Genomic DNA, 21,367 nt, shown 5'->3' on the forward strand with positions numbered 1-21,367 from the left:
CCGGAACCCCGCAAACAGAGGGTTTCGGACGGCCCTGTCCGGGATACCAGACCCGCCGGGTGCGGCTGGATGCGCTTCGGCGGCCGCGCGCCGGAGCTACTGCGGGCCAGCCGGACTGGGGCGCCCGTGGATCCTGAGCGAGAGCTCGTCCGCGACCTTCTTGATCCGCGCGGCCAGCACCGGCCACTGGTCCGCGGGCAGCTTGTCCTCCAGAAACGTCACGGCGACGGCGGCCGTCGGCCAGCCGGTGTGGTCCGTGACGGCGGCCGCGATCGAGCCGAACCCCGGGGTGATCTCGCCGTGTTCGGTGGCGTAGCCGCGCTGCCGGACCCGGTCCAGGTGGGAGGACAGCGCGGAGTACTTAGTGATGGGTGATTCCGTCTCGTGCCGGGTGCTGAACGCCGCGGCGTTCGGGTACAGCGCCCGGACCTGCGACTTCGGCAGCACCGCAAGGATCGCCCGGCCGCTCGCGGTCAGGTGGCTGGGCAGCCGGACGCCGACGTCGGTCACTAGCGAGGGGCGGTTTTTCGCCCGTTCCTCGACGATATAGAGCACGTCCCGGCCGTGCAGGACGGCCAGGTGGGCGCTCTCGCCGATCATGTCTACGAGCGAGGCGAGCATGGGCCGGCCGAGCCTGGAGAGCGGCTCCTGGCGGGAGTAGGCGGAGCTGAGTTCGAAGGCGCTGATGCCGAGGCCGTAGCGTTGCTCTTCGTGCAGGTGCAGCACAAAGCCGTTCGCCTCCATCACGCCGAGCAGGTGGTAGACGCTGGAGCGCGGCAGCCCCAGGGAGGTGGCGATGTTCGACGCCGCCATCGGCCCGCGCTTGGAAGCCAGCAGTTTCAGGATGCGCAGGGTGTTCTCTGCCGCCGGCACCTTGGACGCCGGCCTGACGGCCGTTCGAGCGGCGGCCTTGGGCGCAGCGGCCGGCGCGGGCGCGGTGCCGGCCGTTTCACGGGGCGGGGTGGCTGCAGTCATGTGATCCTCTTCGGCGTCGAATGGTGTCCGGTATCCCGTACTTAAGCATGCGGCCCTCTTTCGCCATTAGAACTCGCGCCACGGCTCGGAGTGTCTGCAATATCAGACAACGGCAGCTCCGGTGCGCGGACTTCCGGCCCTTGTCCGACCCCGCCCGCGGTGCTTCGCTGAACGAATCCACCCGGACATCAGGAGGACCGCCGTGCGCTGGATCGCAGGATTGTTTCTGATCGCCCACGGCCTGGTACACCTCGCGATCTGGCTGCCGCGGCCGGAGGCAAAGGCCCCGTTACACGTTTGCCGGTCCCCGTTCGCCGGGGAAGTCCGCCGGTTGGCTGTTGCACTGGCCCTCGCCGCCGGGGCGGTGCTAGGGCTGGGCGGCCTGGGCCTACTGGTGGCCGCACCGTGGTGCATCCCGGTCACCGTGGCCGGTGCCGGAATTTCTGCCGCCCTGCTGGTGCTCACCTTCAATCGGTGGTGGCTGATCGGGCTGGGCATCAACGCCGCCATCATCGTCCTTGCCCTGCAGCAGACCGGGTGACGGCCGTGGATATTTCGCGCCCGGGGCTGCAGGAGGCGGAGCTGAAAGCCGTCAAGGCTGTCCACACCCTGGCCTGGTTCACGATCGAAGCGGCGATTGTCTACGTCCTCTACGCCGGAATCCGGGGGCGTTCGGACCGGAGGGCGGCCGTCGCCGGGACCGTGGTCTTCGCCGAAACCGCAGTCTTTGCGGGCAACGGCTTCCACTGCCCGCTCACGGCTGTGGCGCAACGGCTCGGCGACAGCCACGGGTCCGTCACGGACATCTATTTGCCGAAGTGGTTTGCCCACAACCTCCCGGCGATCCACGTCCCGCTTATCGTGCTGGCGGTGGCCATCCACTGGCGGAATCTGCGACGCCAGTTCCGGTCCGGGTCGGCAGGCACCCGCACCCGCGCCCGAGCGTTCCTCAGCCGGGAGGGATGAAGTCCGCCGGGGCGGCGGGCCGCCTCAGGGCTCATCGCTCGGGCGGATCGGCGTCCCACGGCATGGAGCACCGGGAGCGGCACTCCGGCTGTCCTTTTCCCGGCCAAGGGCGACCGAAGGAGCGGTTGCAGGGGCACCGTTCCGGGGTGTTGGGGTTCCGAATTACGCGGAACCGGGGCGGTTTGATCCGATCGCTGTAGTCCAGTGTCGCGCCCGCGAGGACCGCCCCTGCCGTGGCGCTGACATAGAGTTCCGCGCCGGGGCAGCCGTAGCGGGAATCCCCGTCCTCAAGAGGGTCCTGGGTGAAGACATACGTGCGCCCACAGCATCCACCCGCCTGCACGTCGACGCGGGCGCTGCCGCCGAGATCTGCCAACTGCCGGACGGCAGCCGCCGTCACGGCAAACGGCGGATAGATTGTCTCGCTCATGGCGGCCACTCTAACGATGCGCAACCGTCTGGGCACCAATGAACCCCCGTGGGTTTCGCAACCGCAACCCCACCCGAGTATCCCGCGCCGCCGTCCACGTAATGCCGGGTGGAGAAGGAGTAAATGTTACTCGTGTTACTGGCGAGACGAATTCGTAGAGTGGGCGGACGGGGGCACCGGAACACAGGCGGCAAGGCTGGGGAGCCCGCCCACCCGTTCCGGTCCCCCGCGAATGAACGTCGTTCGCAGGCAAGGAGCCGTCCGATGGGCATTTCCTCAGCACATCCCGCACCTCCCCGGCAGGCGGCGCGCGTCGCACGCCTCCTGGGGCGGGCAGCCGGCCGCCTCCGTGGGACGCATCCGCCCTTCCGGATCGGGGACGTGGTTACCGGGGACGACCCGTTCAACGGCCGCCGCACCGGAACCGTCACGGTCATCCGGGCGCCGTTTGTCGGGCTGCGCATCCCGGGGACTCCGGCCGGCACCCTGGTGTATTTCGACCACCGCGACGTCGAAGCCCTCCGCTGATTCCTGCTGCGGCCAGGGTCTCGAGGCCGCCGCTCAACAGAGTGCGTAAGGCCCCGCAACGCCGGAACCCGCCCGGACGCTGACGTCCGGACGGGTTCCAGTGGGGGCGAGGGCGCCGGGATTTACCGGGCGGACCAGCCGCCGTCCATGGTGTAGCTGGCGCCGGTCACCATGCCGGCGTCGTTCGAAGCCAGCCAGGCGACCAGCGACGCGACTTCCTCCGGCTCGACCAGCCGCTTGACCGCAGCCTCGGTGAGCATGATCTTGGCCAGCACCTCCGACTCGGGGATGCCGTGGACCTTGGCCTGGTCCGCGATCTGCGACTCGACCAGCGGCGTCCGGACGTAGCCGGGGTTGATGCAGTTGGACGTTACGCCGTGCGCGCCGCCTTCCAGCGCCGTCACCTTGCTCAGCCCTTCCAGGCCGTGCTTGGCGGAGACGTAGGCGCTCTTGAACGGTGACGCCCGCAGCCCGTGGACCGAGGACAGGTTGATGATCCGGCCGAAGTTGTTGGCGTACATGTGCGGCAGCGCGGCCCGGATCAGCAGGAACGGGGCTTCCAGCATGAGGGTGATCAGGCGGCGGAAGTCCGCCGGATCAAAGTCCTCGATCGGGCTGATCCGCTGGATCCCGGCGTTGTTGACCAGGATGTCGCAGTCCAGGCTGAGCGTCTGCAGGGCGTCGACGTCGAGCAGGTTCACCGCCCAGGCGGTGCCGCCGACCTCGTCGGCGAGGGCGGACGCCGCGGCTTCGTCGACGTCGGCAACCACCACCTTTGCTCCCCGCGCTGCCAGGGCGCGGACGCTGGCCGCGCCGATCCCGCCCGCGCCGCCGGTAACCAGGGCCTTGCGGCCATTGAGTGAATTTTCCATTACCCAGCCTTCCATTCGTAGAGACACACGGTTCGAGTCAAACGGTCCACCGACCTCCGGTGACGAGTCAAGCAGTTCAGCGTCCGGCCGGGACCAGTCCCTCGCGTTCGGCGTCGGCCCGGTCCACGTCCTCCAGGGCGATGCCCTTGGTTTCCTTCAGGCTGAGGACGGCCGCCGTGGTGATGGCACAGGCCACCACGAGGTAGATGGCCGTCGGCAGCCAGGAGCCGGTGTCCTTGAGCCATGCGGTGGCCAGCAGGGGCGCCAGCGAGCCGGCGAAGATCGAGGTGACCTGGGAGCCCAGCGAGACGCCGGCGTAGCGCATCCGCGTCGGGAACAGCTCGGACATCAGGGCTGGCTGGCCGGCGTACATGAACGCGTGCAGGCACAGGCCGATCGTCACGGCGAGCACGATGATGGCCGGGTTGCGGGTGTCGAACATCGGGAAGGCGAAGAACGGCCAGGCGGCCCCGCTGATGGCGCCGACCAGGTAGACCGGTTTGCGGCCCCAGCTGTCCACGAGCCGGCCGACCTGCGGGATGACCAGGAAGTGGATGACGTGGGCGATCAGCAGCGCCAGCAGCAGCGAGGAGGTGTCGTACTTGTGCACGCTCTTGAGGTAGACGATGGCGAAGCTGACCACGAGGTAGTACATGATGTTTTCCGCGAACCGCAGGCCCATGGCCTGGAGGATGCCCTTGGGGTATTTGCGGATGACTTCACGGACGCCGTAGCTGACGGCCTGTTCCTGCTCGAGCTGGGCCTTGGCCTCCAGGAAGATCGGAGCCTCGGAGACGTGGGTGCGGATGTAGTAGCCGACGAACACGATCACGGCGGACAGCCAGAACGCCACGCGCCAGCCCCAGCCGAGGAAGTCGGGGGCGCTGAGGACGTTGGACATGATGAACAGGACCAGCGTGGCCAGCAGGTTTCCGACCGGCACGGCGGCCTGCGGCCAGCTGGACCAGAACCCGCGGGAGGCGTTCGGGCTGTGTTCGGCCACGAGCAGCACGGCGCCGCCCCATTCGCCGCCCAGCGCGAAGCCCTGGATGAAGCGCAAGAAGACCAGCAGGGCCGGGGCGAGGTAGCCCAGTTCCGCGAAGCCCGGGAGGCAGCCCATCAGGAAGGTGGAGACGCCGATGATGACGATGGTCAGCTGCAGGGTGGGCTTGCGGCCGAGCTTGTCGCCGATCTGGCCGAAGACGATGCCGCCCAGCGGGCGGGCCACGAAGCCGACGGCGTAGGTCAGGAACGCCTGGATGATGCCGTCGAGCTCGTTGCCCGTGGCGGGGAAGAAGTATTTGCCGAAGACCAGGGTGGCGGCGGTGGCGTAGAGGAAGAATTCGTACCATTCCACGACGGTTCCGACCATCGAGGCGGCGACGATTTTCTTGAGGCCGGCGCCCTTGGCGGCTGCGGCGGGGGGTGTTGCGGAGCGTTGGTCTACGCTCATGTAGTTCTCCTTAGTGTCCACGATGACACGCGCTGTGATGCACGGCACTGAAAATGGGCCTCATCGAGTATTGCCGCACATTTTCTGCGATTCAATGGCCAAACGGGCACCGGCTATGTGCAGAATTGCAGATATGAATGCGAATCCCGACGATCTCCTGGTGCTGCTGGCGGTGTCCCGTTCGGCGAAGTTCACGACGGCGGCGCAAGTGCTGGGCCTGAACCACACCACCGTCTCGCGGCGGATCGCGGCGCTGGAAAAGGCCCTCGGCGGGCGGGTGCTCTCCCGGGCCTCCGGCGGCTGGGAGTTGACCGAACTCGGCGCCGCCGCGGTTGCCGTGGCCGAGCAGGTCGAGGGCGCGGTGCGTTCGCTGGAGAAGCCGGGGACGACGCCGGACCCGGTCACCGGCGTCGTGCGCATGACGGCCACAGACGGGTTCAGCGCCTACATTGCGGCGCCCGCGGTGGCCCGGCTGCGCCGGCACCACCCCGGGCTCAGCGTGGAGATCATCACGGTCACCCGGCGGGCGCTGCAGCAGCGCTCCGGCCTGGACATCGAGGTGGTGGTCGGCGAGCCGCAGGTGCACCGGGCGGAGGCGGCCCGGCTGGGAGAGTACATGCTGGGTATGTATGCCTCCGAAAGCTACCTGGCCGAGTACGGGACCCCGACGTCGGTGGACGAACTGAAGGCGCATCCGCTGGTCTACTTTGTCGACTCGATGCTGCAGGTGGATGACCTCGACGCCCCGCGGCGGCTGGTGCCGACCATGCGCGACGGACTGAGCTCCACCAACGTCTTCGTGCACGTGGAGGCCACCCGCGCGGGCGCGGGCATCGGCTTCCTGCCCTGTTTTGCCGCGGACCTGCACCCGGACCTGGTGCGGCTGCTGCCGGAGGAGTTCGCCGAACTGCTCCCCTACTGGATGGTCCTGCGCCCCGACTCGATGCGCCGGCCGGCCGTCGCCGCCGTCGTCCAGGCCCTGCGCGAGCAGACCGAGGCGCACCGCGAGGCGCTGCTGGGCCGCGCCGGGGCCGGATCGATTGCTCCGTAGACGCCGTGCCGGGGCCGCATAAGGGCCGCTACGGGGCGGTCGACGACGGCGGAGCGTCCGGCGGCGCGGCGGCCCGCTCGTAGGGCTGCGCGGCCGGAGCCGGCGGGTCGTGGCGGACCATGGCGCCGGCGGCGAAGGCGCGGACCTTGGCGTCGTCCCAGATGTGGGCGGGGACCGCGCCGCCGAGCAGGCGCCGGGCGAGGCCGGGATCGGCCCCGAGGGGCGCGTCGCTGCCGGCGATGATCATGTTGCCGTAGCGCCGGCCCTTGAGCATGGCCGGGTCGGCGATGATCACCGTGTGGGCGAACGCTGCCGCGATGGTTGCGGCGTCCTCGCGGGCGTTGGCCAGGGCCGGGGCGTCGCCGGAATTCACCACGTAGATACCGTCCGGAGCAAGGACGCGTTTGGCGTGCGCGGTGAATTCGCTCGTCGTGAGCGGCCGCGGTGTCAGGGAACCGGCGAAGACGTCCCGGATGATCAAGTCGCGTGTCTGCGCCGTCAGGGACTCGGTGACCTCGCGGGCCTCCCCGACCCGCAGGCGCAGCAGGGGCGCCTTGGGCAGGTCAAACCAGCCGCGGACGTACTCGGCGAGCTTGCCGTCCAGTTCCACCACCACCTGGCGGGCTTCGGGGTAGGCGGCATGGAAGTAGCGGGCCAGCGAGCAGGCTCCGCCGCCCAGGTGCAGGGCGCGCAGCCGCGGCCGGTTCGCCGGCGGCCAGCGAGATTCCACCAGCGCGGCGATCCAGCGCATGTACTCGAAGTCCAGGAACAGGGGGTCCGCGAGGTCGATGTGCGAACTCATCACGCCGTTGATCCGCAGCAGCCAGCCGGTCGAATTGTCCTGGTCCGGGACCAGCTCGCAGTCTCCGGTGTCGATGTAGTACACGCCCGCGACGGGTCCGTCCGGCCGCGAACCCCGCGGCAGCTCCACCACTCCGGGCGCGGGACTTGCCGCGCTGCGGCCGGCCGCCCTCCCCCGCTTGGCCATCAGCCGTCCGCCGTCGTACTCATGCTCTTACCCTAGCCGCCCTTGTTCGGACGATTTTCGGTTTCTCCTTGAAATCAGATGAGAAGCGTGCTTACCATTCGATAGTAATCATGCTTACTATTCGAGTTCGCCGCTGCTGGTTTGACCGCCGGCGGCAGATCTACAAGGAAAGAGAGCGACGATGACAGAGAACCAGTGGCCCCAGGACGGCAGCTACGGCACTCCCGCTACAGTGCAGGGGACGGAGCCGGATCTGCGGCAGACCTCGACGTTCCCGACCGCTTCCACCGGGACGTCCTCGAAGACCGACGCCGCCAAGGGCGAGGCCGGCGAAGTGACCCGGCAGGCCGCGGACGCGGCCCACAACGTCACCGAAACCGCCAAGGCCGAAGCGGCCAACGTCGCCGGGGAGGTCAAGAGCAACGCCAAGGATCTCCTGCACCAGGCGCGGACCGATCTCACCGCTCAGGCCGGGACCCAGCAGCAGAAGGCTGCCCAGGGCCTTCGGTCGATCTCCAGCGAACTGCACAGCATGGCCGATTCCTCGGAGCAGCCCGGTGTCGCCACCGACCTGATCCGTCAGGCCGCCGAGCGATCCTCCTCGGTAGCGAGCTGGCTCGATAACCGCGACCCGGGATCGCTCCTGAACGAAGTGAAGTCCTTCGCCCGCCAGCGTCCCGGCACCTTCCTGCTGGCCGCCGCCGGCGCCGGCATCCTGGCCGGCCGGCTGAGCCGGAGCCTGAGCGCCGGAGCGCCGGAGACGACGTCCGCAGGCACCGCCCAGGCCGGCCCGCAGCACGCCGCCCCGGTCACCCGGGTTCCGGATGCCGGCGTCGCCGTCCCGCCGCCGCCGGTGACGTACCCGGAGACGACGACGGCGGGCACCGCCGGCGCCTACCCGGCCACCACGGGCGCCGAAACCTACCCGCCCAGCCCGCTGGAAGGGTCCGGAACCGCCGCCGATCCGTGGGCGAGCGATCCGCTCGCTGCCGACCCCTACCGCGTCGATCCGGCCATCGACCCCGACCGTAAGGATCCGTTCGACGGAGGCCGTCGATGAGCGCCGACATGCCCACGGGCACCCCGATGCCTCCCACAGAGGCCCACGTCAAGGCGGAGACCACCTCCCTGGGCGACCTGCTCGGTGAGGTCACCCGCGACATGTCCACCCTGATGCGTCAGGAGGTGGAACTGGCCAAGGCCGAGCTGAAGCAGTCCACCAGCCGGGCCGGCAAGGGCGGCGGCATGCTCGCCGGCGCCGGCGTCGCGGGCCACTTCGTCCTGCTGTTCCTTTCCCTCGCTCTCTGGTGGGGGCTGGGAACACTGATGGGGCTCGGGTGGTCCGGCGTCGTCGTCGCGGTCATCTGGGGCATCATCGCCGCCGTCCTGGCCTCGATCGGCCGCAAGGAACTCAAGGCGATCAAGGGCATGCCCCAGACCGCCGAGACGATCCAGGAAATCCCCCCGACCCTCAAGCCCAGCCACTAAAGCGAGGAAGACACAATGAGTGAAAACCCAGATGCAATCCGCGCCGACATTGAAGCAACCCGCGCCCGGCTCGGAACCAACGTTGACGCTGTGGCTGACAAGGTCACCCCGTCGAACATCGTCCACCGCCAGACGGACAAGGTTAAAGACGCCGTCTTCGGAGTGAAGGAGAAAGTCATGGGAGCAGCCGACCACACCGCCGGGAACGTCCATTCCGCGGGCGGAAGCGCCGCGTCCCACCTGAACGACGCCGGTTCCGCAGTCGCCGATGCGCCGCACCAGGCCAAGGTCAAGACCCAGGGCAACCCGCTCGCAGCAGGGCTGATCGCCTTCGGCGCCGGCCTGCTGGTGTCCTCGCTGATCCCGGCGAGCACCAAGGAACGGGAAGCCGCCGACGCGCTCAAGTCCGCGGCGGAACCGCTCACCACGGAGCTGACCGACGCGGCCAAGAACGTCGCCGAGGGGCTTCGGGAACCGGCCCAAGAAGCCATGGAGAACGTCAAGGCCACGGCCACCGACGCCGCCCAAAACGTCAAGGGGGAAGGCCAGAGCGCCGTCTCCGACGTGAAGGACCGCGCCGTGGACGCCAAGGACAACGTCCAGCAGGCCTGACCCGACCCGGTAGACGGCCGGTTGCCCCCGCTGACGCGAAGGGCGACCGGCCGCTGCGCTTAACCACGAAAGAAGATTCCGATGGCCAAGAACACCAGCAGCGCGGAAACTGGCTCCATGGAGGACGCCGAAACCACCGAGAGCAGCACCGCCAAAGCACGCACGGCACCCGCCCCTGAGGACACGCGCAAGCCCGACAGCCCGTCGGACGTGACGAAGCCGTCCTGGAAATACATTGCGAAGAAGACCCTGCGGGAGTTCACCAAGGACCAGTGCCCGGACCTCGCCGCCTCCCTGACCTATTACGCGGTGCTCTCCCTCTTCCCGGCCCTGCTGGCGCTGGTGTCCCTGCTGGGGCTGTTCGGGGATCCCAAAAAGACCACTTCGGCGCTGCTCGACGTCGTCCAGGGCATCGCCCCCGGCCAGACCGTGGACACGCTCCGCTCGGTGGTCGAGGAACTGGCCAGCTCCTCCGCGGCCGGCCTGACGCTGGTCATCGGCCTGCTTACCGCCCTGTGGTCCGCGTCCGGCTACGTCGGCGCGTTCTCCCGGGCCATGAACCGGGTCTACGAAATCGATGAGGGCCGGACGTTCATCAAGCTGCGCGGGACCATCCTCGGCGTGACCCTGGTCAACCTGCTGATCGTGGTCGTGCTGGCCGCGATGCTGGTGCTCAGCGGTCCCGTCGCCGAATCCGTCGGCAACCTCCTCGGCCTGGGCGACGCCTTCCTGGCCGTGTGGAACATCGCCAAGTGGCCGGTGATGCTGGTCCTCGTCATCCTCGCGATCGCCCTGCTGTACTACGCCACCCCCAACGTCAAGCAGCCGAAGTTCCGCTGGATGAGCATGGGCTCGGCCATCGCGCTGGTCGTGTTCCTGCTGGCCTCCCTGGCCTTCGGCTTCTACGTCGCCAACTTCAGCAGCTACAACAAGACCTACGGGGCCATCGGCGGTGTGATCATCGCGCTGCTGTGGCTCTGGATCCTGAACATGTCGCTGCTCTTCGGTGCGGAGTTCGACGCCGAAACCGAGCGCGGGCGCCAGCTCCAGGCCGGCATCGAGGCCGAGGAAACCATTCAGCTGCCGCCCAGGGACACCAAAAAGAGCGACAAGCTGCAGGCCAAGGAAGAGGAAGACATCCGGCGCGGCCGGGAACTCCGCGAAGAGCACAGCGCCGACGCGGCAGCGCAGGACGGCACGCATGATCCTGCGCGCGGTCAGGCGCGGGACCGGTCCCGGGACTAGGCGCCCGGCCCGGCGCCGGTCCCGGGCTAGTGCCGGGCTAGTGGCGGGCGCCGGTCCGGGCCTGCGGCCGGGCGTCCGGACGGGCGCAGGGCCCAAAGCCCCTAGCCGCGGAACACTGCTCCGGCTGTAATGGGCACACGCACCGCTGGGGGTGCGATGTCCGCCTATCCGGGAGGATCCATGTCCGCACCCGCAGCAGGTTCCCGGACCCCGGCCGTCGCCGTAGGGTACGACGGTTCCGAATCCTCCCAGCTGGCCGTCCGCTGGGCCGCCGAGCACGCCGCCGTCCGGGGCATGTCCCTGCGGGTGGTGCATGCCTGGGTCTGGCCCATGTTCACTAAGGACCTCGGTCCGGTCCAGGGCGTCGCAGGCAGCGGCCTCCGGCACTCGGCCGAAACCATCTTGGCCGAGGGCATCGGCCTGGCCCGGGGCGTGGACCCCGGGCTCGACGTGGACGGCGTCATGGAGGCCGGGTTGCCTGCGCAGGTCCTGCGCCTGGCGGCGAAAGATGCCGCCCTGCTCGTTGTTGGAAGCCGCGGCATGGGCGGGGTCCTTGGACACCTGGCCGGCTCGGTGTGCCTGGACCTCGCCGGCTCCGCGCCCTGCCCGCTGATGGTGATCCGCCGGCCGCAGCTGCCGGGCAAACCCATCGCTGTCGGCGTCGACGCCGCCCCGGAGAGTTCCGCGGTGGTGGCGCAGGCCGCCGCCCTGGCCGCCGCCGTCGGGGGCGCGCTGCATCTGATCCACGTCGATCAGGACGGCAACCGGGCTCCCGCGCACGGCCGCCACACCCCGCTGCGCGGTGCGGAACTGCTGGATTATGCCGTGGAGGAAGCCCGGCGCCTCAACCCGGACCTGGCCGTTACCGGCGCCCTGGCGGAGGGGCGCGCGGCAGGCAGGGAACTCGTCGAAGCCGCCGAGGACGCGGACGTGCTGGTCCTCGGCACCCACCGCCGCGAGGGCGGTATCGGCAACACCGTTTCGGCGGTCCTGCACAAGGCCGCTTGCAATGTTCTGATCACCCGCTGAGCCGGGGCTCCGGCCCTGCGGCCGCAGCCCCGGATAGCGGAACCGGCCCGCCCAGGGAGGCGGGCCGGAGCAGACGCCGGGAAGGGAGGCCGCGTGCGAGCGTGGTGGGTTGCGCAGCCGGGGCCGATCGACTCCGGGCCGCTGGCGTCCGGCGAGCGCCCGGACCCCGTGCCGGGCCGCGGCGAGGTGCTGGTTCGGGTACGGACCTGCGGGGTGTGCCGGACGGACCTGCACCTTGCCGAGGGGGACCTGGCGCCCCGGCGCCCCGGCGTCATCCCCGGCCATGAGGTGGTCGGCGACGTGGTCCGCAACGGCCGCGACGCCACCCGGTTCCGGCCGGGCGAACGGGTGGGCGTGGCCTGGCTGGGCGGCACCTGCCGGTCCTGCCGGTTCTGCCTGCGCGGGCAGGAAAACCTGTGCCTGGCGCCGACCTTTACCGGCTGGGACCGCGACGGCGGCTACGCCGAGCTGCTTACCGTCGCCGAGGATTTCGCCTATCGGATCCCCGATTCCTTCCGCGACGAGGAAGCCGCGCCGCTGTTGTGCGCCGGCATCATCGGCTACCGTGCCCTGCTCCGGGCCGACCTGCCGGCCGGGGGCCGGCTGGGCATCTACGGGTTCGGCGCCTCGGCCCACCTCGCCGCCCAGATCGCGCTCTACCAGGGCGCCCGCGTCTACGTCATGACCCGGTCGGGCCAGGCCCGGCAGCTGGCCCTGGACCTCGGGGCCACCTTCGCCGGCGGCGCCGAAGAGGAACCGCCGGAGCCCCTGGACGCCGCCATCCTCTTCGCCCCCGCCGGCGGGCTGGTGCCGCCCGCGCTGCGGGCCCTGGACCGCGGCGGGACACTCGCGGTCGCCGGCATCCACCTCAGCGACATCCCGCCCCTGCACTACGCGTCCGAGCTGTTCCAGGAGCGCCAGCTGCGCAGCGTCACCGCCAATACCCGGGCCGACGGCGAGGAGTTCTTCCGGATCGCCGCCGAAATCCCGCTCCGCCCCACCACCGTGGCCTACCCCTTCGAGGCTGCCGACCAGGCCCTGCGGGACCTGGCCGCGGACCGGGTGACCGGCGCCGCCGTCGTCCGCGTCAGCTCCTAGCCCGCGGTCCGGCCGCTCCCCCAGCTGCTCCTGCCCCGGCGGTGCGCGGCGGGGGATGTGGAAAATTCGTGCCGCGCCCCCGCCCGCAGCAGCACGTGCTGGCCGCCCACCCGGACCAGGACCGGGGCGGCGTCGCCGGGGGCGGCGGACACCACCAGCCGGTCCGTTTCCAGGTCCACGGCCAGCAGCTGGTCGCGGTAGCGGACCTGGAAGGCGACCCGGCGCAGCTCGGCCGGCAGCCGCGGGGTGAAGTCGAGCGCATCGCGGGTGATCCGCAGCCCCGCGAAGCTGCGCTGGACGACGTCGATCGTCCCGGCCATGGCGCCCAGGTGGATGCCGGAGCTGGTGGTGCCGCCCTGGGTGTCGTCCAGGTCCGCGTCCAGGGCCTCGCGGAAGGTGGCCCAGGCGCGTTCGGGATCGTACTGGACCAGGACCGAGGCGTGTGCCACCCGACTGAGCGTGGACCCGTGCGCGGTCCGGGCCAGGTAATAGTCAACGGTCGCGGCCAGCTGCCCGGCGCTGACGGGGTAGCCCAGCCGGGCCAGGAAGCCCGCCAGCTGGTCCTCGCCCAGGACGTAGAACAGCATCAGGACATCGGCCTGCTTGGCCAGCCGGTAGTGGTTGGTGCTGTCCCCTTCGGCTTCCAGGATGAGGTCCAACCGCTCGATGTTGCGGTAGCTGCGGCGGTAGTGGTCCCAGTCCAGTTCGCGCATTGCCTCGTAGCCGGCGAACTGGCTGATGATCCCGTCCCCGTGGAAGGGCACGAACATGCGCCGGCTCAGCCGTGCCCAGGCCGCGATCTCCCCGGCGCTGATGCCCAGCCGGGCCCGGAGGTCCTCCATGTCGAAGCCCCGGACCGAGCGCATGATCCACTCGGCCTGGTCGAACACCCAGGCGGCCATGATGTTCGTGTAGGCGTTGTCGTCCAGCCCTCCGCCGGGGTTGTCCGGCGGGCCGGTGTGGTACTCGTCCGGGCCCATGACCCCGCGCAGGTGGAACCGGTCATCCAGCGGGTCGTAGTCGGCCAGGGAGGCGAAGAGGCGCGCGACGTCGACGATCAGTTCCGCGCCGTGCTGGGTCAGCCAGCCGCGGTCCTGCGTGGCCTCGAAATACTGCCAGGCGTTGTAGGCGACGGCCAGTCCGACGTGGCGCTGCCGGTGCGAGTAGTCCGGCATCCAGTGGCCGGATAGTTTGTTGTACAGCAGCGTCGGGGTCTGCTCGGTGCCGTCGCTGCCGCTCTGCCACGGGAAGAGCGCACCCCGGAGCCCGGCCCGCCGGGCGGCGTCGCGGGCGGTGCCGAGCCGGCGCCAGCGGTAGTCGATCAGTTCCCGGGCCAGCGACGGCAGCCGGGAGTTCAGCACCGGCAGCACGAACAGCTCGTCCCAAAAGACGTGGCCCCGGTAGCCTTCGCCGTGCAGGCCGCGGGCGGGGACCCCGGCGTCGAGTTCCGCCGTGTGCGTGGTCAGGGTCTGCAGCAGGTGAAAGACGTGCAGGTTCAGGATCAGCTGCGCCTGCGAGGGCGCGTCGGATTCGATGATGAATGGCGCCAGCAGCAGCGACCACGCCCGCTCGTGGTCGGCCAGCAGCACCGCAAAACTGCCCGAGCGCGCCAGCACGGCTTCGGCCCCGGTCAGCGGCGAGGAGACGGCGTGGTCCCGGGAACTGGCCACCCCGACCGACTTGGTCACCGTCACCGGCACCCCGTCCGCGGCCGGCACCTCGAAGCGGTGGGCGTAGAGGCCGCCCAGCCGTTCGAACGCCGGATTCGCCGGCCCGGACACCTCGGTGCGCAGCGCCAGGGCGATGCCGACCCGGCTCTGGCTGGTCTGCGCCTGCACCCGCAGCCCGACGGCGCCGCGGCCGGCGCTTTCCTCGCTCACCTCCACCGCCGCCAGATGCCGGGTGGACAGCTGGGCGTCCTCGGGCACATTGGTATTGGTGACCTCCGTGTCGCAGCCGCTGCGGACGCTGATCCGGCCGCTCCAGCCGTCCGCGGTGAGCACGGTCTCGAGGGCGGCGAGGTGGGGCTCCGCCATCGAGACCAGCCGGCGCTGCACCACCCTCAGCCGCCGCCCGGCGTCGTCCTCCAGCACCGCCTCCCGGGTCAGGAGGGCGCGCTTCAGGTCCAGGGTGCGGTGCTCGCTGCGCAGCGTGAGCCCTCCCTCGGACCACCAGGGGCCGTCGCCGACCCGGAGGTCCAGGTGCAGCCAGTTGGGGATGTTCACCATGTGCTCATCGACGGTGAGCTCGCCCTGCACCACGCTGGCGAGCCGGTTGTAGACGCCCGCCAGGTAGCTGCCCGGGTAGTGGATGCCGCCGCCGCGGTGTTCCGGGGCGGCGCCGCGGGCGGCCATGTAGCCGTTCCCCAGGGTGGTCAGGGCCTCGCGGTGGCCCTCGTGCGCCGGGTCGAACCCCTCGTAGACGAGCAGCCAGGGGTCGCTGATGACCAGGCCGATGTCCAGTTCGCTGACGTCCTCGACCACGACGTCGGCGCCCGCGGCCTCCAGCTCGGCCCGGCGGCCGGCGCGGTCGATGCCGACGACGAGTCCGAAGCCGGCCCGGCGGCCGGCCGCGGCCCCGTCGGCCTCGGCGACAATGGCCATGGCCCGGGCGGGGCGGATATCCAGCCGCCGCACCGCCTCCAGCGTAGGGTCGGGTCTCCCGCCGGCCGCGGGCACCCCGGGCTGCGCTGCGGCCCAGTCCCCGTCGACGACCTCGTCGAAGAACCCGGCCAGGCCGGCGCCGTCCAGGAGCGCCGCGGCGCCCGGAACCGAGGTGGCCAGGAGAACCGGAACCCGGCCCGCTTTGAGCCGCTCCAGCAGGGAGACGGTACCCGGAAAGGCCGGTGGCCCGGCCGGGGCCTCTGCGACGTCCAGCACCACGCCGTCGAGCCCGAAGACCACCGCGTCGACGGGCGCCAGTGCAGCTGCAACCGTCGGCGACTCCGTCATGCGTCATTCGTACCAGTCATCCGGGCCCGGCAACAGTGCCGGCATCCGGGCGCGCGGCCTCAGCCGAGGAGCGCGTCGAGGGTGGTGAAGCCGTAGCCGGCCTGGCGGATCCGGTCGATGATGCGCGGCAGGGCGTCCGCGTCCAGCGTGCTGCCGTCGTCGGGATTGGACCCGATGTGCATCAGGACGATCTCCCCCGGCTGCAGGGCGGCCAGCACCCGGTCCTCAACGATCCGGGCCGTGATGCCGCCGCTGGTCCCCTTCCAGCCCAGCGTGTCCACGGTCCAGCGGACCGGCACGTAGCCCAGGGCGTTGACGGCGGCGATGGTCCGGGCGTCGCGCTCGCCGAACGGAAAGCGGAACAGCGGCCGCGGCTCCGCGCCGCCGGCGGAAATCGCCGCCCGGGCGTCGGCCAGCTGCGCGGCGATCTGCGCGTCGCTCAGCGAGGTGAACCCGGGGTGGGTCATGGAGTGGTTGCCCACCCGGTGCCCGGCCGCGGTAATCGACGCCACGCCCGCGGGGTTGGCGCTGGCCCAGGTGCCGGTCAGGAAGAATGTGGCCCGCACGCCGGCGGCAGCCAGGGTCCGCAGGATGGACGGCAGGCCCGCGGAGTTCGCCCCGGCGTCGAAGGTCAGGGCCACCGCGCGGCCGGCACCGGGGATGACCTCGACGTCGACGCCCCGGAGGGCCGCGGGGAACGGCTCCGCGGGAGGTGGCGGGGCGGGCGGTGGCGGCGCGACCGTGGCGGGAGGCTTCGACGTCGGAGGCGCGGGCGGAGTCGGTGTCGGTGTTGGAGACGGCGTAGTCGGTGTTGGAGACGGCGTGGCCCGGGCGGTACTCGGACTGGCCGTCGGGGTCGCGGCCGGGGTTGCGGTGGCGCTTGACGCGGCGGGGGTTTGGGGTGCGGAGGCGGGCGGCCCGGCGCCGAGGACCACCGCGGCCACGACGATGCCGACGATGAGCAGTGCCGCTGCCGCGAGGGCAATCAGGCGACGCCGGTCCGCGGCGAGGGTCGACCACATGGTCCACCGTGGCACCAGGGGCCACGCACGTGCAAGGGCTGAAAGGCCCGCGCCGCCGCGCGAACGTACACTTCAGGCCCCACCCCACGCGCGAACGTACACTTCGGGCCCTGCCGCGGCGCGTCTCCTGGGCGCCTAGTGTCCGTTCGCGCAACCCCAGAGGGCGCCAAGTGTCTGTTCGCGCAACCCCCGAGGGCGCCAAGTGTCCGTTCGCGCAACCTAAGCGGGGCTGCCGGGGCGGCAGTAGGATGCAAGGAGGCGCGGGCGCCGGTCTTGCGCAACGGACGGAACGGGACCACCGTGAAACTTGCGCTCCGGTATCCTCTGGTGACGGGCACGGTCGCTGCCCTCGTGGCGGTCATTCTGCTGCTGGTCTCCGGCCAGGAAGGCATCGCCCGGGCCGCCGCCAGCGTCTACGCCCTGGCCGTGGCCGCCTACCTCGCCGTCGGCATGGTCCGCCGGCTGCTCGCCGGGCAGTGGGGCATCGACATCCTGGCCGTCACCGCCATCGTCAGCACCGTCCTGGTGGGCGAATATATCGCCTCGATGATCATCGTGCTCATGATGGCCGGCGGCACAGCCCTGGAGGATTACGCCGCCGGGCGGGCCAAGAAGGAACTGACGTCCCTGCTGGAGCGGGTCCCGCAGACCGCCCACCGGGAACGCGCCGGCGCCAACGGCGGCAATGCAACAAGCACCGACGGCCACCACGAGGACGTGGCCGCCACCGACGTCGCCGTCGGCGACATCCTCCTGGTGCGGCCCGGTGAAGTGGTGCCGCTGGACGGCGTCCTGCTCTCCGAAGCCGGAACCTTCGACGAATCCTCCCTCACCGGCGAAAGCCTGCCGGTGGAACGCGCCGCGGGCGATGGCCTGATGAGCGGCTCGCTCAACGGCGAGGCCGCCATCCGCATGCGGGTCACCGCGCGGATGGAGGACTCGCAGTACAGCCGGATCGTGGCCCTGGTGAAGGAGGCGGCCGAAAGCAAGGCCCCCATGGTCCGTCTCGCCGACCGCTACGCCGTGCCGTTCACCGCCCTGGCCTACGCCCTCGGTGCGGCCGGCTGGATCATCAGCGGCAGCCCGGCCCGCTTCGCCGAGGTCCTGGTGGTCGCCACGCCCTGCCCGCTGCTGATCGCCGCGCCCGTGGCGTTCCTGGGCGGCATGAGCCGGGCGGCCCGCGGCGGGATCATCGTCAAATACGCCGGGGTGCTGGAACTGCTGGGCCGGATCCGGACCGCCGCGTTCGACAAGACCGGCACCCTGACCTACGGCCGGCCCGCCCTGGTCGAAATCCGGGCCGCCGGGTCGCTGCCCGAGGACGAGGTGCTGCGGCTGGCCGCCTCCGCCGAGCAGTACTCCTCGCACGTACTGGCCGCCTCCGTGATGGACGCGGCCCGCTCCCGGGTGCTGGCCTTCGAGGGAGCCTCGGAAGCCACCGAGTACGCCACCCACGGGGTCCGCGCCCGGCTGGCCGGCCAGGACGTGGTGGTGGGCAAACCGAACTTCGTGGCGGAATCGGTCAACGGGGTGGAGGAAATAGAGCTTGCCAGCGGGCAACTGGCCATCTACGTGGGGGTGGACGGCGAATTCGCCGGCACCCTCGTCATGAGCGATCCCATCCGCGCCGAGGCCCGCCGCACCTTGGGTGAGCTCCAGCGCCTGGGCGTGACTGAAACGGTGATGCTGACCGGCGACGCCCTCGCCACCGCCGAGCACATCGCCGAAGCCGCCGGGCTGACGGACGTCCGCGCCGAGTGCCTGCCGCCGGACAAGGTCGAGGCGGTGCGCGCCCTGCCCGGCCGCCCGGTCATGATGGTCGGCGACGGCGTCAACGACGCCCCGGTCCTGGCCGTCGCCGACGTCGGCATCGCCATGGGGGCGCGCGGCTCGACGGCGGCCGGCGAGTCCGCCGACGTCGTGATCATCCTGGACGACCTGTCCAAGGTCGCCTCCGCGGTGCGGATCGGCCAGCGGACGGTCAAGGTGGCGCTGCAGAGCATCTGGATCGGGATCGCCCTGAGCGTGGCGCTGATGATCGCGGCGGCCGCCGGCTACGTGCCCGCCATCGCCGGCGCCCTGTCCCAGGAGGTCGTGGACCTGGCCACCATCCTGAACGCGCTGCGCGCGCTGGGGCCCGGCCGCCGGGCGCCGGCACCTGGCGGGACGGACCGGGCGGACGGGGCGGACCAGCCGGCTAGCCGCGGAGGCGGCCCTGCTCGGCTGCGGCGATCCGCGGAACAGTCCTGAGGTAGCTGTCCGGGTTCAGCGAAATCGAATCGATGCCCTCACCCACCAGGAAGGCCGCGAACTCCGGGTGGCTGCTGGGCCCTTGGCCGCAGATGCCGATCTTGATCCCGGCCCCGTGCGCCTTCCGGATCGCCTCGCTGATCATCGCCATGACGGCCTCGTCCCGCTCGTCGAACAACGCCGCCAGCTGCGCCGAGTCCCGGTCCACGCCCAGGACCAGCTGCGTGAGGTCGTTCGAGCCGATCGAGAACCCGTCGAAGCGCTCGGCGAACCGGCCGGCCAGCACCACGTTGGAGGGGATCTCGCACATCATGTAGATCTGCAAACCGTCCTCGCCGCGGACCAGGCCGTTCTCCGCCATCACGGCGAGCACCTTGTCCGCTTCCTGCGGCGTCCGGCAGAAGGGAACCATCACGATGACGTTGCCGAAGCCGATCTGCTCCCGGACCCGTTTGAGGGCGCGGCACTCCAGCGCGAAGCCTTCCCGGTACCGGTCGTCGTAGTACCGCGAGGCGCCGCGGAAGCCGAGCATGGGGTTCTCCTCGGCCTCCTCGAAAGCGGCGCCGCCCAAAAGGTGCGCGTACTCGTTGGTCTTGAAGTCGCTGAGCCGCACGATCACCGGGTTCGGGTGGTACGGCGCGGCGATTTTGGCGATGCCCAGGGCCAGGGCGTCCACAAAGTACTCCCGCGGGTCCGCATAGCCGCGGGTCAGTTCCCGGATCTGCGCCGCCTCCTCCGGGTCGCTCACGCGTTCGGGGTGCACCAGGGCCATGGGGTGGACCCGGATCAGCGCGCTGATGATGAACTCCATCCGGGCCAGGCCGACGCCGTCCGCCGGCAGGCGCCACCACTGGAAGGCGGCCGCGGGGCTGGCGATGTTCACCATGACTTTGGTGCGCGTGGGCGGCAGGGCGCCCAGGTCCACGTCCTCGGTGTCGAACGCGAGGGTGCCGTCGTAGACGCGGCCTGTATCACCTTCGGCGCAGGAGAGGGTCAGCTCCCGCCCCTCCGCCAGGGCGCCGGTGGCGTTGCCGGTCCCGACGACGGCGGGTACCCCGAGTTCCCGGCTGACGATCGCCGCGTGGCTGGTCGGGCCGCCGCGGTCGGTGACGATCCCGGCGGCGCGCTTCATGATCGGGACCCAGTCCGGGTCGGTCATTTCAGTCACCAGGATCGCGCCGTCGCGGAACCTGGCAATGTCCGCGGTGCTGCGGATCACGCAGGCCGTCCCGTGGGCGATGGAGTCGCCGATCGCGGCGCCGGTCACCAGCACGGGCCCGGAGCCGCGGAGCTGGTGCAGGGTGAACCGGCTGCCGGTCTTGAGCGACTGCACGGTCTCGGGCCGGGCCTGGACCATGAACAGCTCGCCGGTCTCGCCGTCCCGGGCCCATTCCATGTCCATCGGCCGGCCGTAGTGCTCCTCGACCCGGACCGCCCAGCGGGCCAGGGTGAGGATCTCGGCGTCGGCCAGGACAAAGGAACGCCTTTCGGCCTCCGAGGTGTCCACGGTGCGGGTCCGGGCGTGGCCGCCGCGGCTGTAGACCATCTTCTGGGCCTTCGAGCCGAGGGTCTTCTCGATGATCGGGCTGGGCCCTTCGCCCCCGGCCCCGGCCAGCAAAGGCTTGAACACGAGGTACTTGTCCGGGTTGATGCTGCCCTGGACCACGGTTTCACCCAGGCCCCAGGCCGCGCTGATCACGGCCGCCCGCGGAAACCCGGAATCCGTGTCGATCGAGAACATCACCCCGGAGGCGCCGACGTCGGAGCGCACCATCCGCTGCACCCCGATCGAGAGCGCGACGTCGAGGTGGTCGAAGCCTTTGACTTCCCGGTAGCTGATCGCGCGGTCGGTGAACAGCGAGGCGTAGCAGCGCCGGCAGGCGTCCATCAGCTCGCGCTCGCCCGCGACGTTCAAAAAGGTTTCCTGCTGGCCGGCGAAGCTGGCGTCGGGCAGGTCCTCGGCCGTGGCGCTGCTGCGGACGGCGACGGAAAGCCGTTCCAGGCCCGCGCGCCGGCCCAGCTCCCGGTAGTGCTCGAGAATCGACGCGGCGATCGGGGCGGGGAAGTCGCTGGCCAGGAACAGCTCGCGGATGGCTTCCCCGGTCTCGCGCAGCGTGGCGTCGCCGGAGCGGTAGGCCAGGATCCGCGAGCGCATGGCCGGTTGAATCCCGTTCGCCTCGACAAAGCTTCGGTACGCCGCGGCGGTGGTGGCGAAGCCGTCGGGTACCCGCACGCCGCCGGCCTTCAGGGACCGGGTGAGTTCGCCCAGGGAGGCGTTCTTGCCGCCGACCTGCGGGATGTCGCCCAGGGCGATCTCGTCAAACCACATCACGTGCTCGGGCATGCCGGCGCTCCTTGGGGTGTTAGTCCGCCAATGCTCCGATCCTGCTGCCCGGCCGGCCGCAGGGT

19 protein-coding genes are annotated in these 21,367 nt (G+C 70.7%); 11 read left to right on the plus strand and 8 right to left on the minus strand.

The window, feature by feature from the left end; all coding sequences use genetic code 11:
• Nucleotides 1–96 precede the first annotated feature (96 nt).
• Nucleotides 97–975 (minus strand): IclR family transcriptional regulator, encoded by an 879-nt coding sequence (locus tag ASG71_RS01310; RefSeq protein WP_235563898.1) that lies wholly within the window; start codon nt 973–975, stop codon nt 97–99.
• Between the two features lie 331 nt (nt 976–1,306).
• Between ASG71_RS01310 and ASG71_RS16510 the strand changes: the two genes are divergently transcribed.
• Both ASG71_RS16510 and ASG71_RS01320 read left to right on the plus strand, forming a co-directional pair.
• Nucleotides 1,307–1,516 carry a hypothetical protein gene (locus ASG71_RS16510; protein ID WP_157366152.1) on the plus strand — a complete coding sequence of 70 codons (210 nt, stop codon included), beginning with the start codon at nt 1,307–1,309 and terminating at the stop codon, nt 1,514–1,516.
• A gap of 5 nt (nt 1,517–1,521) precedes the next feature.
• Entirely contained in the window at nt 1,522–1,941 is a 420-nt protein-coding gene (locus tag ASG71_RS01320) for a hypothetical protein (RefSeq protein ID WP_235563899.1), read from the plus strand.
• Nucleotides 1,942–1,972: 31 nt separating this feature from the next.
• Here the strand turns inward: ASG71_RS01320 and ASG71_RS16515 are convergent, their stop codons facing one another.
• Nucleotides 1,973–2,371, minus strand: a complete 399-nt coding sequence (locus ASG71_RS16515) for a HesB/IscA family protein (RefSeq protein WP_162254036.1) — start codon at nt 2,369–2,371, stop codon at nt 1,973–1,975.
• 264 nt (nt 2,372–2,635) lie between these two features.
• Here ASG71_RS16515 and ASG71_RS16855 point away from each other — a divergent pair, with 264 nt between their 5' ends.
• On the plus strand, nt 2,636–2,899 hold the full coding sequence (locus tag ASG71_RS16855; RefSeq protein WP_157366154.1) for a hypothetical protein: 264 nt from the start codon (nt 2,636–2,638) through the stop codon (nt 2,897–2,899).
• A 122-nt stretch (nt 2,900–3,021) separates the two neighbouring features.
• Here ASG71_RS16855 and ASG71_RS01325 read toward each other — a convergent pair whose 3' ends face one another.
• Together ASG71_RS01325 and ASG71_RS01330 are read right to left on the minus strand one after the other, a co-directional pair.
• Complete coding sequence (locus tag ASG71_RS01325) at nt 3,022–3,771, minus strand: 3-hydroxybutyrate dehydrogenase (protein WP_056736322.1); 750 nt, start codon at nt 3,769–3,771, stop codon at nt 3,022–3,024.
• A gap of 76 nt (nt 3,772–3,847) precedes the next feature.
• Nucleotides 3,848–5,224: an MFS transporter gene (locus ASG71_RS01330; RefSeq protein ID WP_056736323.1), complete on the minus strand. Its 1,377-nt coding sequence runs from the start codon at nt 5,222–5,224 to the stop codon at nt 3,848–3,850.
• Between the two features lie 133 nt (nt 5,225–5,357).
• Here ASG71_RS01330 and ASG71_RS01335 point away from each other — a divergent pair, with 133 nt between their 5' ends.
• Nucleotides 5,358–6,275: a LysR family transcriptional regulator gene (locus tag ASG71_RS01335; RefSeq protein WP_056736328.1), complete on the plus strand. Its 918-nt coding sequence runs from the start codon at nt 5,358–5,360 to the stop codon at nt 6,273–6,275.
• A 28-nt stretch (nt 6,276–6,303) separates the two neighbouring features.
• Here the strand turns inward: ASG71_RS01335 and ASG71_RS01340 are convergent, their stop codons facing one another.
• Nucleotides 6,304–7,263: a spermidine synthase gene (locus tag ASG71_RS01340; protein WP_056736330.1), complete on the minus strand. Its 960-nt coding sequence runs from the start codon at nt 7,261–7,263 to the stop codon at nt 6,304–6,306.
• Nucleotides 7,264–7,444: 181 nt separating this feature from the next.
• Here ASG71_RS01340 and ASG71_RS01345 point away from each other — a divergent pair, with 181 nt between their 5' ends.
• The 6 genes from ASG71_RS01345 (at nt 7,445) to ASG71_RS01370 (ending at nt 12,735) form a co-directional block, all read left to right on the plus strand.
• Complete coding sequence (locus tag ASG71_RS01345; RefSeq protein WP_056736332.1) at nt 7,445–8,323, plus strand: hypothetical protein; 879 nt, start codon at nt 7,445–7,447, stop codon at nt 8,321–8,323.
• Nucleotides 8,324–8,349: 26 nt separating this feature from the next.
• Nucleotides 8,350–8,751 (plus strand): phage holin family protein, encoded by a 402-nt coding sequence (locus ASG71_RS01350; RefSeq protein WP_082574804.1) that lies wholly within the window; start codon nt 8,350–8,352, stop codon nt 8,749–8,751.
• 15 nt (nt 8,752–8,766) lie between these two features.
• Complete coding sequence (locus ASG71_RS01355) at nt 8,767–9,363, plus strand: DUF3618 domain-containing protein (RefSeq protein WP_056736334.1); 597 nt, start codon at nt 8,767–8,769, stop codon at nt 9,361–9,363.
• Between the two features lie 81 nt (nt 9,364–9,444).
• On the plus strand, nt 9,445–10,608 hold the full coding sequence (locus tag ASG71_RS01360; RefSeq protein WP_414826637.1) for a YihY/virulence factor BrkB family protein: 1,164 nt from the start codon (nt 9,445–9,447) through the stop codon (nt 10,606–10,608).
• 180 nt (nt 10,609–10,788) lie between these two features.
• Complete coding sequence (locus ASG71_RS01365; protein ID WP_056736335.1) at nt 10,789–11,637, plus strand: universal stress protein; 849 nt, start codon at nt 10,789–10,791, stop codon at nt 11,635–11,637.
• 93 nt (nt 11,638–11,730) lie between these two features.
• A complete protein-coding gene (locus ASG71_RS01370) occupies nt 11,731–12,735 on the plus strand; it encodes a zinc-dependent alcohol dehydrogenase family protein (RefSeq protein WP_056736336.1) in 1,005 nt (334 codons plus the stop codon).
• Here the strand turns inward: ASG71_RS01370 and ASG71_RS01375 are convergent.
• On the minus strand, nt 12,732–15,686 hold the full coding sequence (locus tag ASG71_RS01375) for a glycosyl hydrolase family 65 protein (RefSeq protein ID WP_056736337.1): 2,955 nt from the start codon (nt 15,684–15,686) through the stop codon (nt 12,732–12,734). The two genes, ASG71_RS01370 and ASG71_RS01375, sit on opposite strands and share 4 nt — an antisense overlap.
• A 59-nt stretch (nt 15,687–15,745) precedes the next feature.
• On the minus strand, nt 15,746–16,708 hold the full coding sequence (locus ASG71_RS01380) for a polysaccharide deacetylase family protein (protein WP_056736339.1): 963 nt from the start codon (nt 16,706–16,708) through the stop codon (nt 15,746–15,748).
• 300 nt (nt 16,709–17,008) lie between these two features.
• On the opposite strand from ASG71_RS01380, the gene ASG71_RS01385 reads away from it, so the two are divergent.
• Entirely contained in the window at nt 17,009–18,958 is a 1,950-nt protein-coding gene (locus ASG71_RS01385; protein WP_082574806.1) for a heavy metal translocating P-type ATPase, read from the plus strand.
• Here ASG71_RS01385 and ppsA read toward each other — a convergent pair.
• Nucleotides 18,906–21,302: a phosphoenolpyruvate synthase gene (gene ppsA, locus ASG71_RS01390; RefSeq protein WP_056736342.1), complete on the minus strand. Its 2,397-nt coding sequence runs from the start codon at nt 21,300–21,302 to the stop codon at nt 18,906–18,908. The two genes, ASG71_RS01385 and ppsA, sit on opposite strands and share 53 nt — an antisense overlap.
• Nucleotides 21,303–21,367: the final 65 nt, after the last annotated feature.

The sequence above is a fragment of the Arthrobacter sp. Soil763 genome, assembly GCF_001428365.1.
GTDB lineage: Bacteria > Actinomycetota > Actinomycetes > Actinomycetales > Micrococcaceae > Arthrobacter.